Source organism: Flavobacterium ichthyis, assembly GCF_009915155.1.
In the GTDB taxonomy this organism is placed as follows: domain Bacteria; phylum Bacteroidota; class Bacteroidia; order Flavobacteriales; family Flavobacteriaceae; genus Flavobacterium; species Flavobacterium ichthyis.
Window position 1 is genome coordinate 108,419 of sequence record NZ_JAABLM010000006.1, and the last position, 15,368, is coordinate 123,786.

At 34.9% G+C, this 15,368-nt stretch carries 13 protein-coding genes; 11 read left to right on the forward strand and 2 right to left on the reverse strand.

Translation table 11 applies throughout. The annotated features are described in order from the left end of the window. The first annotated feature begins 2 nt into the window (after positions 1-2). From GV828_RS06370 to GV828_RS06395, 6 genes are all read left to right on the forward strand, one after another. Positions 3-644 carry an acetyltransferase gene (locus tag GV828_RS06370; protein WP_166536650.1) on the forward strand — a complete coding sequence of 214 codons (642 nt, stop codon included), beginning with the start codon at positions 3-5 and terminating at the stop codon, positions 642-644. Further along, positions 645-1,202: a sugar transferase gene (locus GV828_RS06375; RefSeq protein ID WP_166536651.1), complete on the forward strand. Its 558-nt coding sequence runs from the start codon at positions 645-647 to the stop codon at positions 1,200-1,202. It begins immediately after the preceding gene. Further along, entirely contained in the window at positions 1,195-2,343 is a 1,149-nt protein-coding gene (locus tag GV828_RS06380) for a DegT/DnrJ/EryC1/StrS family aminotransferase (protein ID WP_166536652.1), read from the forward strand. The genes GV828_RS06375 and GV828_RS06380 overlap by 8 nt, the downstream gene beginning before the upstream one ends. A 373-nt stretch (positions 2,344-2,716) precedes the next feature. Further along, a complete protein-coding gene (locus GV828_RS06385) occupies positions 2,717-4,525 on the forward strand; it encodes a polysaccharide biosynthesis protein (protein ID WP_235935421.1) in 1,809 nt (602 codons plus the stop codon). Between the two features lie 36 nt (positions 4,526-4,561). Beyond that, positions 4,562-5,338: a polysaccharide biosynthesis/export family protein gene (locus GV828_RS06390; RefSeq protein ID WP_166536654.1), complete on the forward strand. Its 777-nt coding sequence runs from the start codon at positions 4,562-4,564 to the stop codon at positions 5,336-5,338. 2 nt (positions 5,339-5,340) lie between these two features. After that, complete coding sequence (locus GV828_RS06395) at positions 5,341-7,698, forward strand: GumC family protein (protein WP_166536655.1); 2,358 nt, start codon at positions 5,341-5,343, stop codon at positions 7,696-7,698. Between the two features lie 234 nt (positions 7,699-7,932). Here the strand turns inward: GV828_RS06395 and GV828_RS06400 are convergent, their stop codons facing one another. Both GV828_RS06400 and GV828_RS06405 read right to left on the reverse strand, forming a co-directional pair. Next, positions 7,933-9,456, reverse strand: a complete 1,524-nt coding sequence (locus tag GV828_RS06400) for a SulP family inorganic anion transporter (protein ID WP_166536656.1) — start codon at positions 9,454-9,456, stop codon at positions 7,933-7,935. A 39-nt stretch (positions 9,457-9,495) separates the two neighbouring features. Next, entirely contained in the window at positions 9,496-10,236 is a 741-nt protein-coding gene (locus tag GV828_RS06405) for a tyrosine-protein phosphatase (protein WP_166536657.1), read from the reverse strand. 321 nt (positions 10,237-10,557) lie between these two features. On the opposite strand from GV828_RS06405, the gene GV828_RS06410 reads away from it, so the two are divergent. The 5 genes from GV828_RS06410 to GV828_RS06430 are packed head-to-tail and all read left to right on the forward strand — an operon-like array spanning position 10,558 to position 15,350. Further along, positions 10,558-11,823 carry an ABC transporter ATP-binding protein gene (locus GV828_RS06410; RefSeq protein ID WP_166536658.1) on the forward strand — a complete coding sequence of 422 codons (1,266 nt, stop codon included), beginning with the start codon at positions 10,558-10,560 and terminating at the stop codon, positions 11,821-11,823. Beyond that, a complete protein-coding gene (locus tag GV828_RS06415) occupies positions 11,820-12,542 on the forward strand; it encodes a hypothetical protein (protein ID WP_166536659.1) in 723 nt (240 codons plus the stop codon). Before GV828_RS06410 ends, GV828_RS06415 begins: the two co-directional genes overlap by 4 nt. Before the next feature lie 58 nt (positions 12,543-12,600). Beyond that, the gene (locus GV828_RS06420; protein WP_166536660.1) at positions 12,601-13,416 is read left to right on the forward strand and encodes a hypothetical protein; all 816 of its coding nucleotides are present in this window, start codon (positions 12,601-12,603) and stop codon (positions 13,414-13,416) included. A 4-nt stretch (positions 13,417-13,420) separates the two neighbouring features. Then, on the forward strand, positions 13,421-14,293 hold the full coding sequence (locus GV828_RS06425; protein WP_166536661.1) for a glycosyltransferase: 873 nt from the start codon (positions 13,421-13,423) through the stop codon (positions 14,291-14,293). Positions 14,294-14,327: 34 nt separating this feature from the next. After that, complete coding sequence (locus GV828_RS06430) at positions 14,328-15,350, forward strand: glycosyltransferase family A protein (RefSeq protein ID WP_166536662.1); 1,023 nt, start codon at positions 14,328-14,330, stop codon at positions 15,348-15,350. The last annotated feature ends 18 nt before the right edge of the window (positions 15,351-15,368 follow it).

Here is a 15,368-nt window from a genome sequence, read left to right on the forward strand (position 1 = left end):
CAATGAAAAGTAAGTGTATTATCGTTGGTGCTGGAACTTATGGACAAGTCTATGCCGAATATTTAAAGGATTTTTACGACATCATAGGTTACATCGATGACAATGAAACCCTATTAAATTCGAGTATAAAAAATATTAAGGTAATAGGAAATAGGGATTTTCTTTTGAATAAGGTTGATAAAGCCGTGTCAGTTTTTGTACCTATAGGAAATAATGTGTTAAGAGTAGAAATTCTAAAAGAATTAAAACAAGCAGGCTTCAAAACGCCTTCGTTTATACATCCGCAAACTGTAATCCATAAGAGCGTCAAAATAGGAGATGCTGTATATATTTTACCCGGAACATATATCATGCCGGACACAGTTATCGAAAATTCAGTCATGATAAGTATGGGAGTAAATATAGCACATCATACAAATATTGCCACAGGTTGTTTTTTTTCACAAGGCACTAATATTGGAGCCTCAATCGAAATAAAGGAATATGCTTACCATGGGATAGCCTCAACAGTTATGACGGGAGTTAAAACTATTGGAAAAAATGCGCTAATTGGAGCAGGAACCGTAATAATAAGAGATGTACCAGATTTTGCCGTAGTTGTTGGCAATCCGGGAAAAATAATCAAATATAATTCCGAAAGTTAATTGAAACGCATTTTTGATTTCATAGTCGCATTACTCGCAATTCTGGTTATTTTACCATTTGCTATATTAATTTTTTTAGTATGTACTATTGATACTAATTCAAACGGATTATTTTTGCAAAAAAGAGTAGGGAGGTTCGGAAAAACATTTACGATTTTTAAATTCAAAACCGTTCACCCAAAAACAAGAAAAATTTCTGGTATTGGACGTTTTTTAAGAAAATCAAAATTAGACGAATTACCACAGTTAATCAATGTTTTAAAAGGAGAAATGACTTGCGTAGGTCCGCGTCCAGACATTCCAGGATACTACGATACATTGCAAGGAGAAAACAGAAAAATACTAGAATTGAAACCAGGAATTACCAGTGAAGCTTCTATTAAATATCGAAACGAAGAACAATTACTTGCCAATCAAATCAATCCGCTGCAATACAACGACGAGGTTATTTTCCCCGATAAAGTAAAAATGAATCTTGAATATTACTATAATCGATCATTTATTGGAGACTTAAAAATCATAATTAAAACTTTTACACCAAATAAACAAAATGGATAAATCAAAAATATGGCTGTCATCACCCCACATGGGTGGTACCGAACAAAATTATGTTAACCAAGCCTTTGAAGAAAACTGGGTAGCACCACTCGGACCAAATGTAAACGGATTTGAAAATGATTTAGAAAAATATGTTGGCGAAAATTCTTATGTTGGTGCATTAAGTTCCGGAACAGCAGCATTGCATCTAGGTTTGATAATTTTAGGTGTAAAAGCAGGTGACGAAGTGATTTGCCAAAGTATGACTTTTTCGGCATCGGCTAATCCAATTATGTACCAAGGAGCAACTCCCATTTTTATCGATAGCGAATCCACAACTTGGAATATTTGCCCTATTGCGCTTGAAGAAGCAATTAAAGACCGAATGGAAAAAGGCTCAAAACCAAAAGCAATTATCGCCGTTCATCTATATGGAATGCCCTATCAAAAAGAAGCACTTCACGCAGTTGCTGAAAAATACAATATCCCAATTTTAGAAGACAGTGCAGAAGCTTTGGGAAGTAGCTATAAAGGGCAAAAATGTGGGACCTTCGGCGAAATTGGAGCGCTTTCTTTTAACGGAAATAAAATCATCACCACGTCAGGAGGTGGGGCTTTGGTTACAAAAACAAAAGCGATTAAAGACAAAGCAGTTTTTTTATCCACTCAAGCCAGAGATAATGCACCACATTATCAACACAGCGAAGTAGGATATAATTACCGCATGAGTAATATTTCGGCAGGAATTGGTCGTGGGCAAATGGAGGTGTTGGACAAGCACATTGCACTTCGAAGAAAAATGCATGATTTTTACGCAGAATTTTTTTCAAAAATAGAAGGAGTGACAATCCTGAAAGAACCTTCATCGGATTACTTCTCTAACCATTGGTTATCAGCAATTGTAATTGATCCTGAGAAAACAAACGGCATCACACGCGAAACTTTAAGGTTAGCATTTGAGACAGAAAACATTGAAAGTCGTCCATTATGGAAACCAATGCATTTGCAACCCATATTTGAACAATATCCTTACTACGGCTCAAATGTTGCAGAAAAATTGTTTCAAAACGGCTTGTGCTTACCATCTGGGTCAAATCTTTCAGATAAAGATAGATGCCGCATTCAAAAGGTATTGAATGAAGTATTTAATACAAATTTGTAGTAAAATTAATAAAACATCATTAAGGATTATTGGCAATTACACCATAAAAAAGTTGTTGAGTACAGAATCAGGCACGATCGCTCAAAAACATCAATTAAACGAAAAACTTTGCGAAAATTAAGGGTGAAATATATTAACATATTCAATTTTTCGGCTAACTTTGCTGCGTAAAATTTCCCCCCGAGAATTAAATTAATGGAGTTGGATGAATCCGTATCAGAAATTTAAGTCCAATGCCTCAGAAGTGGCGGGCAGTTTAAACTTGAAATTTAATTTCAAAAATTTAGGTTACTTACCCCGATGGGTGATTTTGATAATAGATATTTCAATAGTCATTCTAACCGGGTTACTTACTTATTTGTTATTGCGAGGGATGAAGTTGATCTTTATTCCCTATGATTTTTTGGCAGAAGCGTTAGGCGTTTATTTTGTAGTCAATATATTCTTCTTCTGGGTTTTTAGAACTTATAGTGGAATTATTCGCCACTCATCCTATATAGACGGTGTGAAATTATTTTTTACACAACTTTGTGCACTCATCACATTGGTGTTCGTCAATTTTGTCTTTTTACTGGATCACGATTTTAAATTATATCTAAACACAGGACTTTTTCTTAATACAGTATTGTCCTTTTTCTTCTTGTTTTTCTATAGAATAGTAGTAAAACAAACGTTTGAACGTTATTTTAACGTAAGCAAAGAAGCCGAAGTTACACCTATACTCATTTATGGGTTTAACAATAATGCCATTGCTGTCGCAAATGCACTTCGCGCAGAAAGTCCCGCGAGATTTAAACTTTTAGGATTTATTGAAAAAAGCAAGCAAAATGCTTCAAAGCGTATTCTTGATTTACCCATTATTCCTCTAAAACACAGAGTTCCGGTGATGATGCGTTCCGTTGGAGCTAGAGCTGTAATTATTGCCGATAAATCGCTCACCAAGCAGGAAAGAATGGCAATAGTAGAGGATTGTTTAGAATTTAATTACAAAGTATTTACAGTCTCGTTAGTGACTGACTGGGAAAACCAAGAAGACATTGCTCGAAATATTAAAACTTTTGAAATCCAAGATTTGTTAGAAAGAAAACCTATCGTTTTGGATATGAAAGCAATTTCTGCACAACTGCAAAATAAAACCATTATGGTAACTGGAGCCGCTGGTTCCATAGGAAGCGAAATTGTGCGACAGGTAATAAATTTTAATCCCAGACAAATTATTATTTTAGACCAGGCCGAAACACCTTTACATTCGCTTAGCCTAGAGTTAGCCTCCATCAATCCTGATGTGCAAATCCGAAATATTCTGGCAGACATACGGAATAAAACGGTAATGGATCAAATTTTTAAAGACATTCGTCCGCAAGTGGTGTATCATGCTGCAGCATATAAGCACGTGCCATTGATGGAAGAAAATCCTTGTCAGGCCGTTTTTACCAATATTTTAGGTACAAAAAATATGGCTGATTTAGCCGTGGAATACGCGGTTGAACGTTTCGTAATGGTTTCTACTGACAAAGCGGTAAACCCAAGTAGCGTTATGGGGGCTTCAAAAAGAATCGCCGAAAAATATGTACAATCACTTTATTTTAAAAATCGAGCACTTAACGGTAATACTACTAAATTTATTACCACTCGATTTGGAAATGTTTTGGGCTCTAACGGGTCTGTTGTGCCACTTTTCAAAAAGCAAATAGAAGAAGGCGGTCCTATTACCATCACACATCCCGAAATCATTCGGTATTTTATGACCATACCAGAAGCCTGTCAATTGGTTCTTGAAGCAGGAGCTATGGGACGAGGAGGAGAAATTTTCATATTTGATATGGGCAAACCGGTTAAAATTATAGATTTAGCCAAAAAAATGATCAAATTAGCAGGATATATTCCTAATAAAGATATTTCAATAAAAATTGTTGGACTTCGTCCGGGAGAAAAATTATTTGAAGAATTACTAAACGATGCAGCCAAAACCCTGCCCACTCACCACAAAAAAATTATGATTGCTGAGGAAGTTTTTGACAATTATGAATTTGTTAGTCAGGCTGTGGAAGAAATTATAAATTCGGGTACTGATGTTAGTAACGAACAATTGGTATGGCAAATGAAACAAATTGTACCAGAATTTAAAAGTTTGAACTCCGAGTTTTCAAGCTTAGACGAAAAGTCAGTATCGAACACTTAAAAAATTGCTGTCAATAAATATTTCTAAAAAAATTAAATGAAAAAAAATAAAATTCTACTGTTTATAGGAATTGCGTTACTGCTCATCAGTACAAGCTGTGCATCTAAAAAAGGATATAATTATTATCAAAATATTGAGGAAGTTGTTAATGCTGTTAATGAGCAAAAGTATCAAACAGCAATACATCCAGATGATTTATTAATGATTACTGTAATGGGGATTGATCCTGAAGTCACAGCACCATTTAACCAATCTACCAATGGCAACATTAGCAGTATGAGATTAGGAAATGAATCCGTACCTATGAATTCCTACCTTGTAGATGCTGCAGGAGAAATTTCTTTCCCCATGGTTGGTAAAATGAAACTTGCAGGATTGTCACGCGAACAAGCCGTTACTACTATTAAAGAGGCCTTAAAGAAATACATAAAAGATCCAGAAATTAACTTAAGAATCCTAAACTATAAGATTACTGTACAAGGAGAAGTTAACCGCCCAGGTGTTTTTCCAATTAATAGTGAACGCATCACGTTACCTGAAGCTTTGAGTATGGCAGGTGACTTAACAGGCTACGGAAAACGAAATAATATTTTAGTGATCCGAGACAATGGAGGGAAAAAAGAAATGGCTCGAGTAGATATTACACAAGCTGATTTTTTAAACTCCCCTTATTACTACCTTGCACAAAATGATGTTATTTATGTAGAACCTAACAAAACACGAATTAACGCATCTGCAGTAGGACCAAACACATCCATCATCATCTCGTCCTTATCATTACTCTTGACCGTGATTGCGCTAATTATTAGATAAATATGACTGAATATACTGACGCCCGAACGAACACCGAACCAGAATTTAATTTAAGAACAGAAATCGATAAATACCGCATCCATTGGAAATGGTTTATCGTGTCAATCATAGTATTTTTAACGTTAGCATTTTTGTATTTGCGTTATGCTACACCCATTTTTAACGCAACCTCAACAATTCTTGTAAAAGATGATCGAAGAGGAGGAGTAGCTTCAGAATTAAGTGTACTTTCCGAACTCACTGGAAGCGGTCCTAAAAATAACGTTGACAATGAAATTGAAGTGCTTAAATCTCGAACCTTAGCAGGAAAAACAGTAGATGAACTCGATTTAAATGTCTATTACATCTCTAATGGTCGCGTAAAATCGGTTGATTTATACACTAATTCTCCTATCAAGGCTATCTTCAGTCCAAATGAACAATTCGAAGAAAAAACCGTATTTTTTACGATTCAATCTACAAAAGAAGCTAACAAATTTAAGTTGTTAACAAGCGAAGAAAATGAACTTGGTACATTTGAATTTGGAAAATTGATAAAAACCCCTCAAGGAATGTTATCAATTTCATTAAATGATATTAAATCTGTACCCAATTTTCAAATTGATTGCGTAATTCTTCCAATCGCACAAACTACCGCTAAATATCGCTCACTTTTACAAGTTTCCCCAGTAGGAAAATTTACAAGCGTGTTAGAACTTTCTATTGATGATGCCGTTCCGCAAAGAGCTGCCGATTACTTAAACAAGTTGGTAGAAATTTATAACGATGATGCAGTTGAGGCGAAGAACATGGTGGCAGAAAAAACTTCTCAGTTTATTTCCACGAGATTGAAACTCATAAGCGAAGAATTAACCGACGTTGAAAAAGATGCGGAAGCATTCAAACGCGCCAACAATCTAACCGATATACCTCGAGAAGCAGAGCTATATTTAACTAGCGGTTCTGAATATGAAAGAAAAGTTATTGATACAGAAATCCAACTAAATGTAGTCGCCAGTATGCGCGAATACTTGCGTTCAAGCGGTCCTGAAGATTTAATTCCCACTAATTTGCTTTCAACAGACAGTGATGCTTCAGCCCTAATCACAGAATATAACCAGTTAATTTTAGAATATAAAAGAATATCAGCAACTGCAACTGCCGAAAATCCTATAGTTGCCAATACGGTCGCTCGAATCAAATCTTTAAAGGCTAATATTGCCCAAAGTTTGCAAAAAATGCAATCGGCGTTAAATATCACTAAAAATAACCTAAGTCGCCAAGAAAATATTATTGGTAACAAAAAATCGCAAGTGCCCACTTTAGAGCGTGAATTTAGAGTTATTGGACGTCAGCAAAAAGTAAAAGAAGAACTCTATCTATATTTACTTCAAAAACGAGAAGAAACAGCCTTAACATTTGCAGCCACCGAGCAAAACGCCAAAATTATTGACGAAGCAAGCTTTTCTAAAGTGCCAGTTTCGCCTAAAAAAATGATTATTTATTTTGGAGCGTTAATTATGGGTTTACTAATACCATTTGCTGTAATCTACTTGTCAAATTTATTGAACACTAAAGTAAGAACCCGTTTAGACTTAGAAAAACGTTTTGAAATTCCGTTTTTAGGAGATGTCCCTAAATCAGACTCGCATAACGAATTAATCAGCACTACAAGTCGTTCAAGCTCTGCGGAAGCCATCCGGATTATTCGCACAAACTTAGAATTCATATTATCAGGAATTACACATCAAAAAGGAAAAACAATTTTTGTAACTTCCACCATTCCAGGTGAAGGAAAAACATTTATCTCCGTAAATCTTGCGGCTACTATTGCCTTAAGTGGCAAAAAAGTTTTGCTAGTAGGTATGGATATTCGAAACCCAAAATTGTCCGAATACATGCCTGTTAATCCGCAAGGAATTACCAATTTCCTTTCAAAACCAGATGCCAATCTCGAATCATTTATCAATAAACTTCCAAATTTTGAAAATTTAGATGTACTGGCATCAGGGGTAATTCCACCAAATCCCGCCGAATTATTGATGAATGATAAAGTAAACCGGATGTTTGACACGCTTCGCGAACAGTATGACTACATCATTGTAGATACCGCACCAGTTAGCGTGGTAACTGATACCGTACTAATTGCTAAAAACGCTGACGCATTTATCTATGTAATTCGTGCCAATTATCTTGACAAACGTATGCTGGTTGTACCAGAAAATTTCTATAACGAAGGTAAATTACCAAACATGTCAACAGTTCTTAACGATACCGAAATCATGAAAAAAGGATATGGATATGGTTACGGTTACGGCTACGGTTACGGTGTAGAAGAAGAGAAAAAACCATGGTACCGTCAGTTTTTTGGTAAAAAATAAATATTTCGCTTACGCAAAAATTACTCAAACCGCTTCAATCTGGAGCGGTTTTTTTTGCCAAAATTTTACAGATGTACGCTCAAAATTTGAAGAATTCCGCTTTCGCAAAATGGACTCAGCATACTTAAATTTTGCGTAAGCGCTATTTTTATGAAACAAAACCAGTGATGGGCAACCTCAAACCAAACTGTTTATATTTTGGAATTGATCATTTTGAATAGCGAAATAAAATGATTATTCCGGCATGACACGATAAGTAGGATCTTCGCTGATGTTAACTTCTACATAACCCGAAGCATTTTGCAATAATTGAATGCAATCCGGGCTCAAGTGTTTTAAAACCACTACTTTGTTGATTGCTTTGTATTGTTCGGTTACTTTTTTAACGGCTTCAATGGCCGACATGTCTGCAATTCGTGATTCTTGGAAGTCAATGATGATTTCATTGGGGTCTGATTCAGGTTCAAATTTTTCTACAAAAGCTGTACTGCTCCCAAAAAATAAAGGACCAAAAATCTCATAAACCTTCCGACCGTTACTATCTATTGATTTTCTCGCTCTAATCCTTACGGCATTGTCCCACGCAAAAACAAGCGCTGCAATCACAACCCCAACTAATACAGCTAAAGCCAAATTGTGTAAAATAACCGTGATTGCGGCGACTAATATTCCTACAAAAATATCCGATTTTGGCATTTTATTGATGATTCTAAAAGAAGTCCATTGAAAAGTGCTAATGGCTACCATCATCATCACGCCAACCAAAGCTGCTACCGGGATTTCTTCAATAACAGAACTTCCGACCAAAATGACTGCTAAAATGGTTACAGCCCCAATGATTGCCGCCAAACGCGTTCTGGCTCCAGCTTCTAGGTTTACTAAAGTTTGTGCCACCATCGCACAACCGCCCATTCCACCAAAAAAACCGTTGGTCATGTTAGCCAATCCTTGTGCTAGCGCTTCTCTATTGGCATTTCCTTTGGTTTTGGTTATCTCATCGGTCATGTTTAAGGTCAGCAACGATTCAATCAGTCCAACACCTGCCATGATTAAAGCATAAGGAAAAATTATGTTGAGCGTTTCAAAAGTAAATGGAATTTTGGGAATGGCAAAAGAAGGCAAATCACCACTTACTGTGGCAATGTCCACCACTTTCTTTGTATCTATATTTAAGAAAAATACCAAGGCAAATACCACGGCAATTGCAATTAAAGAAGCGGGAACTGCACGGGTTAATTTGGGTACCAACCAAACTAATACAATCGTAAATAAGGTTAGTCCTGCCATGGTGTATAATTCGGTTCCCTGAAGCCAAGTGGTGATACCGTTAGTTTTGCTATTGAATTGGGAGATTTGTGCCATAAAAATAATGATGGCTAAACCGTTTAAAAACCCAAACATTACAGGTTGTGGAATTAGGCGGACAAATTTTCCAAATTTAAAAATACCCACGACCATTTGAAGAATACCTGCCAATATTACCGCGGCAAACAGATAAGACACTCCATGATTTGAAATCAAGGTCATCATGACCACTATCGTTGCACCAGCACCACCAGAAACCATTCCAGGACGACCACCAAAAATGGCTGTTACTAATCCCATTAAAAAGGCAGCATATAAACCGGTTAAAGGGGTTAATCCGGCAAGGATGGCAAAAGACAACGATTCAGGAATCATAGTCATCGCTACTGTAAGTCCAGCCAATATTTCTATTTTGTAATTGATAGGCTGGTTGAAAATTTTTTTGAAAAACATAGTTTTAGATAGGAGAAATTAACCCTTTTCAGTTTAAAGCTAATGGGAAGAGAATTGATTATTATTGCGTACTAAATCTTTTAAAGATTGGGCATCTTTGAAAGTAATACGACGCTGAAAACTTTTAACGTGGTTTTCATGATGCACATCCGAACCTACAAAATCATATAATCCGGATGCTAATAATTGCTCGGAAACTTTTGCTATTTTTTCGCCATAATATCCTACCGTGGAAAGCAGGTTCAACTGAAACAAACAACCGGATTGTTTCAATCGTTTATACTCTGAAATATTGTTATGGTAAAATAAATACCTTTCAGGGTGAGCCAAAACGGGTTGATATCCCGCCAAACGCAGTTTAAAAATAATATCGTGTAACTGAATTGGCGGATTTATGTATGACATTTCAACCAAAACATAGTTGTCTTTTAAAGTCAATAATGGGGTATTGGTATCAAGCAAATTTAGAAAAGAATCGTCCATCATGTATTCTGCGGCTGCTCTAACTTGAAAATCATGTCCAATATTGCTTAATGCATCATTTAGGATTTTTTGGGCAGGTAAAATGGTTTCTGGACTGTTATCCCAAACGGTTTTAATGATGTGAGGGGTGGCAATAAATTCAGTAAAGCCAATTTTTTTCAGACTACCAATTAATAACATGGATTGATCGGAAGACTTTGAGCCATCATCAATACCAGGAATTAAGTGGGAGTGAATGTCCACCAATCCTTCGGTTAATTCGGCTAAAATGGCTTTCTTTTTCGTGAAAAACAGCATCTTTTTCTTTTTTTCATTTATGAGGGCGAAGGTAAGAAAATATGGTTTAGGATTTATGATTGAAAGAGTTAATGATTTCTAGGTTTGAAGAGTGTTGAAACGTTATATTGTAAACTCTCGGGAATAAAGCTAAAGCATTAAACTTTAAACTTGGAATTTTATAATCATATCACGCATACAAGAAAATTTAAATAGGTAGGATTAGTGTAAAAATTTAAAATGTTCATTTTAACATTTTGATAAGAATGTGATGGCGAACGATGCAGTCTAGGACAGATTTGTTATATTTGGCAGAATTTTAAGCCTAATATCTCAAGTACCATGGAGGGTGACATTATTTTAAAAGCAGAAAATATTTCCAAACAATATCGTTTAGGTCAAGTAGGCACGGGAACACTTTCGCATGATTTAAATCGTTGGTGGGCTTCGGTTAGAGGTAAGGAAGATCCGTATCTAAAGGTTGGAGAAATCAATGACAGGAGTACGAAAGGCTCGTCTGACTATGTTTGGGCTTTGCAAGATGTTAGTTTTGAAGTGAGGCAAGGTGAAGTTTTGGGTATTATAGGGAAAAATGGTGCCGGAAAAAGCACGTTGCTTAAAATTCTTTCCCGCGTGACTTCGCCTACAACTGGTTCGATCAAAACTAAAGGACGAATTGCCTCGTTGCTAGAAGTAGGAACAGGATTTCATGGCGAAATGACAGGACGTGAAAACATCTACCTCAACGGTGCCATTTTGGGCATGACCAAAAAAGAAATTAAAAGTAAGATAGACGAAATTATTTCTTTTAGCGGATGCGAACGGTATATTGATACTCCTGTAAAACGATACAGTTCCGGGATGACAGTACGGTTAGCATTTGCAGTAGCTGCCTTTTTAGAACCCGAAATTTTGGTGGTGGATGAGGTTTTGGCTGTAGGTGATGCAGAATTTCAGAAAAAAGCCATTGGCAAAATGCAGGACATTTCCCGAGGCGAAGGCCGAACTGTACTTTTTGTAAGCCATAACATGGCGGCGGTGAAGAGTTTGTGTACCAGGGGAATTGTGATTAAAAATGGATCAATTGACTTTATGGGAGGCGTAGAAGATGCTATCATTAATTATTTGGAGGGCAATAAATCTGAGGGAACATTGGAACACGTAACCGATAGAAAAGGAAACGGAGTTGTCAAAATTAAAAACATTTGTGTTTTTGGTGCTACAGAAAATAGTTTGCCACAGGTAGGAGCGCCTTTCTCATTAGAAGTCCTTTTGGAAAATAAATTTAATAAAAAACCTTCCGAAATTCGATTTGATTTGAGAATTGATGATGCTTTAGGGCAAAGGATTCTATGGATGAGCGACTATTTGGTCGAAAAAAATACTAATGATATTTTTTCTAAAGTAACATTTCATATTGAAAAGCTCAATTTGAATAAAGGTTTGTACTATGTAACATTATATATTGAAGTAAATAAAGCCCTTAGTGATTATATCCAAAATGCGTTTAGCTTCGAAATAACTGATGGTGATTTTTACGGAACCGGAAAACAAGTACCGCCAATTCAAAGTAAAATTTTAACTGATTTTAAAGTAGCTTATCAATGATTACAAGAATAAAAACTGCAATTAAAAAACAATTAGCAGACCAAAACGAAATTTTACGCTTGAGTCGTGAGAATGAGTGGGCACATATCTATCATGATAGCATTAGGGGGAAAAAGTGGTTAGAGGAAATGCCATTAAATGTGGGTAGATGGGCTGGAAATTATACTTTTTTTTATTTGTTGAACCGTATCCTAAATGATTATAAACCACATTCTATTGTAGAAATGGGTCTTGGAGAATCGACAAAATTTATAATGGCTTATTTAAATAATGAGTTAACGAATACCAATCACATTGTAATTGAACAAGATGAAAACTGGCGAAATACTTTTGAAACCTTGAATGGCATCTCGCCCAATACTACAATTAAAATTCATAATCTACAGAAGGTTGAAATCAAGAACTTGCCTTCAAATGCCTATACTAATTTAGCTGCTACAATTTCCCAACCTTTTGATTTATATATCGTAGATGGTCCTTTTGGTAGTAAAAACTATTCCAGATATGATATTGTATTATTGGCAGAAAAATTTAGTAACGGACACGAATTTATCATTATCATTGATGACTATCAACGATTAGGAGAGAAAGAAACTGCAAAAGATTTAATTTCTGTTCTTCATCAAAAAAATATCAAAATATTTACTGAAGTGTATAAAGGTTACAAAGAGGTATGTGTTATTGCAACTGAGAAATATAAATATTCAACTTCATTGTAAGTAGTTCATTAAATTGCTTAAATGTAATTTTGTTGAAATACTTGTCTGCCTAAAAATTATGAAAAAAATTCTAGCAGTATTAGTTAATTATGGCGATGAACAACTCAACTATTTAAAGCAAGTGGTTGACGAGCTTAAAAGCTTTAAAAAATACAAGGTTACAATAATCGTACACTCCAATATCGACTTAGATATTGAGTTGATTGACAAGGTAAATATATACCAATTAGAGGATTACCAATTGTTACCCTTAACATGCCGCAAAACAATTTGGGAAAATAGAAATGATTATGAACTATTCATATATGGAGAAAATGATCATTTATTTCTCGAAAAACATATCGACAAACACCTAGAATATACAGCTATTTTACCCAAAAATAAAATTCCTGGTTTAATTCAATTCGAGGAGAAAGACGGATATTATTATTACCCCGCTTATCATGCCGATTTTGACTGGGATTTTAAATCAGTTAAAGTTTATGACAACAAAATTTTCGCTCACTTTAACAATGTTCATCAAGCCTCATTTATCCTTACTAAACAACAACTGCTGAACATAGGAAGCAAAATAAATTTTGTAGCATTGGTAAACGAAAAAACTTTTCTTGCCACTTTAAAAAGAAAACTAAAAAAAAGATTGGGATTCAAACTAGAGCGCGAAAACAAGTACAGTGTAAAATGCAAGGTTAATACTGATATTTACTTATATGGTGGTATGGAAAAATTAATTTGCATCTCAGAATTTAAAGATAATATCATTCATCACTTGCCAAACCTTTATGTCGAAGGAGAAAAAGGCCGAAATAAACTAAGGTCTGATGATAAAAGAATGAAAAATTCATTATCACAATTGTTAAAACAAAAAATGTAAAATTTTGTTAGCCATAGTAATTCCATATTATAAACTTACCTTTTTTGAGGAAACTTTACAATCATTAGCTGACCAGACGAACAAACGATTCAAGGTTTACATTGGTGATGATGCCAGTCCTGAAAATCCCGAAATAGCGCTTAAAAAGTTTGAGGGGCAATTTGATTTTATTTATCATCGGTTTAAAAGTAATTTGGGTGGGACTTCTTTAACTCAACAATGGGAAAGATGTATCGCTTTAATTGATGATGAAGAATGGGTCAATATTTTAGGAGATGATGATGTTTTAGGGAAAAATGTTGTGGAAGAATTTTATAAGAATGAGCAACTACGTAAAAAAAGTAATGTTTGCCGTTTTGCATCGGTAAAAATCGATGAAAACTCAAATGCTTTTTCTGAAATTTACACGCATCCACAGTTTGAAACTAGATATGACTTTTTAGAGCGGAAAACAAGAAGTTCGTTAAGTGAATATTTTTTTAGAATTTCTGAACTTTCCCAAAGTGGATTTAAGTCTTTTCCGTTAGGATGGTATTCTGATATTTTGGCGGTTTTGGAAGTTGCTGGTTCAAAACAAATTTTCACATGTAATGATGCTGTAATTTATATCCGCATCTCGAGGATTAGTATTTCTGGGAATTATAGAAATACACGCCAAAAATACGATGCTTCCTTTTTATATCATTATTACCTATTAAACAACCATGGTTTTACGTTTGCGAAGGAGCAAAAAGAAATTTTTTTACAACAGCTTACTCGATCGTACCTAAGTAACAAGAAAAATTTAAACCATTTTTTCAAAGTACAGTTTGCCTTACTTAAACACGGAAATATCAAAAATTATTTTAAATTCGTTGGAAAAATATTTTCGAACTGACAAAATGAAATAATCCTTAACGGGATTTGAAAAAATGCGAGTAGGTTTCAATCCAAATAAAGATAAAATAGTAAAAAAAAGCGATTACTTTCATCAAGTAATTGTTCCAGTTTATATTCCGATTCTTGAAGGTTATTTTAAAGACAGTTTGGTTATTTTGAAATACTGTTTATCGTCATTAATAGTCACCTCTCATCAAAAAACATATATTTCGGTTATCAACAATGGCAGTTGTCCAGCAGTGATTGAATATTTAAATAGTCTTTTGGAAAAAGGTAAAATTCAAGAGTTACTTCATACAACATCCATAGGTAAATTAAACTCCGTCATTAAAGGAATTTGTGGGCATCGGTTTCAATTTGTTAGTGTGGTAGATGCCGATGTTTTGTTTTTAAACGGTTGGCAAAATGCAACCTATGATGTGTTTCGGTATTTTCCGAAAACAGGAGCGGTTTGTCCGACACCTTCATCAAAATCATTTAAAACACATACGTCTAATATTTGGTTCAATCTATTATTAAGTAAGAAGCTACAATTTACATCAGTTAGAAATCCAGAAGCGTTAAAAATGTTTGCCAATAGTATTGGAAACCCTAATTTTTATAATGAGAATCATTTAAAAAAATATTTAACTGTTTCAAACGGAAGCTTTAAAGCGGTAGTTGGAGCCGGACATTTTGCTACAACCTACTTAGGAGAAATTTTTGATAAATTACAAAGTAAACATTCTAATTATCAATTAGGAGGTGATAGTGAAAAAGAAATTTTAGACCTGCCAGTTGTCAAACGTGACTTGTGGCGGCTTTCAACCGAAGACAATTTTGCACATCATATGGGAAATGTATTTGAGCCCTGGATGGACGAAGTATTTAATTCGATTTCCCAGAAAGATATAAGCCAGGCGAATTTGCCACCTCGTTTTTTTTTAAAATCCCAACCTTTTAATTATTGGTTTAAAACGAAATTATTTAGTAAGTTTATTCTAAAACGGCGTGTGATGAATCTTTTGCTGAAATATAAGGGCTTATCTAAAAACGAATCGCAAAATTACTTTTAGTATGTCATCCTAGCCACA

Excerpts from the sequence above, each read along its gene's own strand:
- GV828_RS06430 (WP_166536662.1), top strand. The coding sequence starts at position 14,328 with ATGCGAGTAGGTTTCAATCCAAATAAAGATAAAATAGTAAAAAAAAGC.
- GV828_RS06385 (WP_235935421.1), top strand. The coding sequence starts at position 2,717 with ATGAAGTTGATCTTTATTCCCTATGATTTTTTGGCAGAAGCGTTAGGC.
- GV828_RS06410 (WP_166536658.1), top strand. The coding sequence starts at position 10,558 with ATGGAGGGTGACATTATTTTAAAAGCAGAAAATATTTCCAAACAATAT.
- GV828_RS06405 (WP_166536657.1), bottom strand. The coding sequence starts at position 10,236 with ATGCTGTTTTTCACGAAAAAGAAAGCCATTTTAGCCGAATTAACCGAA.
- GV828_RS06400 (WP_166536656.1), bottom strand. The coding sequence starts at position 9,456 with ATGTTTTTCAAAAAAATTTTCAACCAGCCTATCAATTACAAAATAGAA.
- GV828_RS06420 (WP_166536660.1), top strand. The coding sequence starts at position 12,601 with ATGAAAAAAATTCTAGCAGTATTAGTTAATTATGGCGATGAACAACTC.
- GV828_RS06395 (WP_166536655.1), top strand. The coding sequence starts at position 5,341 with ATGACTGAATATACTGACGCCCGAACGAACACCGAACCAGAATTTAAT.
- GV828_RS06415 (WP_166536659.1), top strand. The coding sequence starts at position 11,820 with ATGATTACAAGAATAAAAACTGCAATTAAAAAACAATTAGCAGACCAA.
- GV828_RS06390 (WP_166536654.1), top strand. The coding sequence starts at position 4,562 with ATGAAAAAAAATAAAATTCTACTGTTTATAGGAATTGCGTTACTGCTC.
- GV828_RS06370 (WP_166536650.1), top strand. The coding sequence starts at position 3 with ATGAAAAGTAAGTGTATTATCGTTGGTGCTGGAACTTATGGACAAGTC.
- GV828_RS06380 (WP_166536652.1), top strand. The coding sequence starts at position 1,195 with ATGGATAAATCAAAAATATGGCTGTCATCACCCCACATGGGTGGTACC.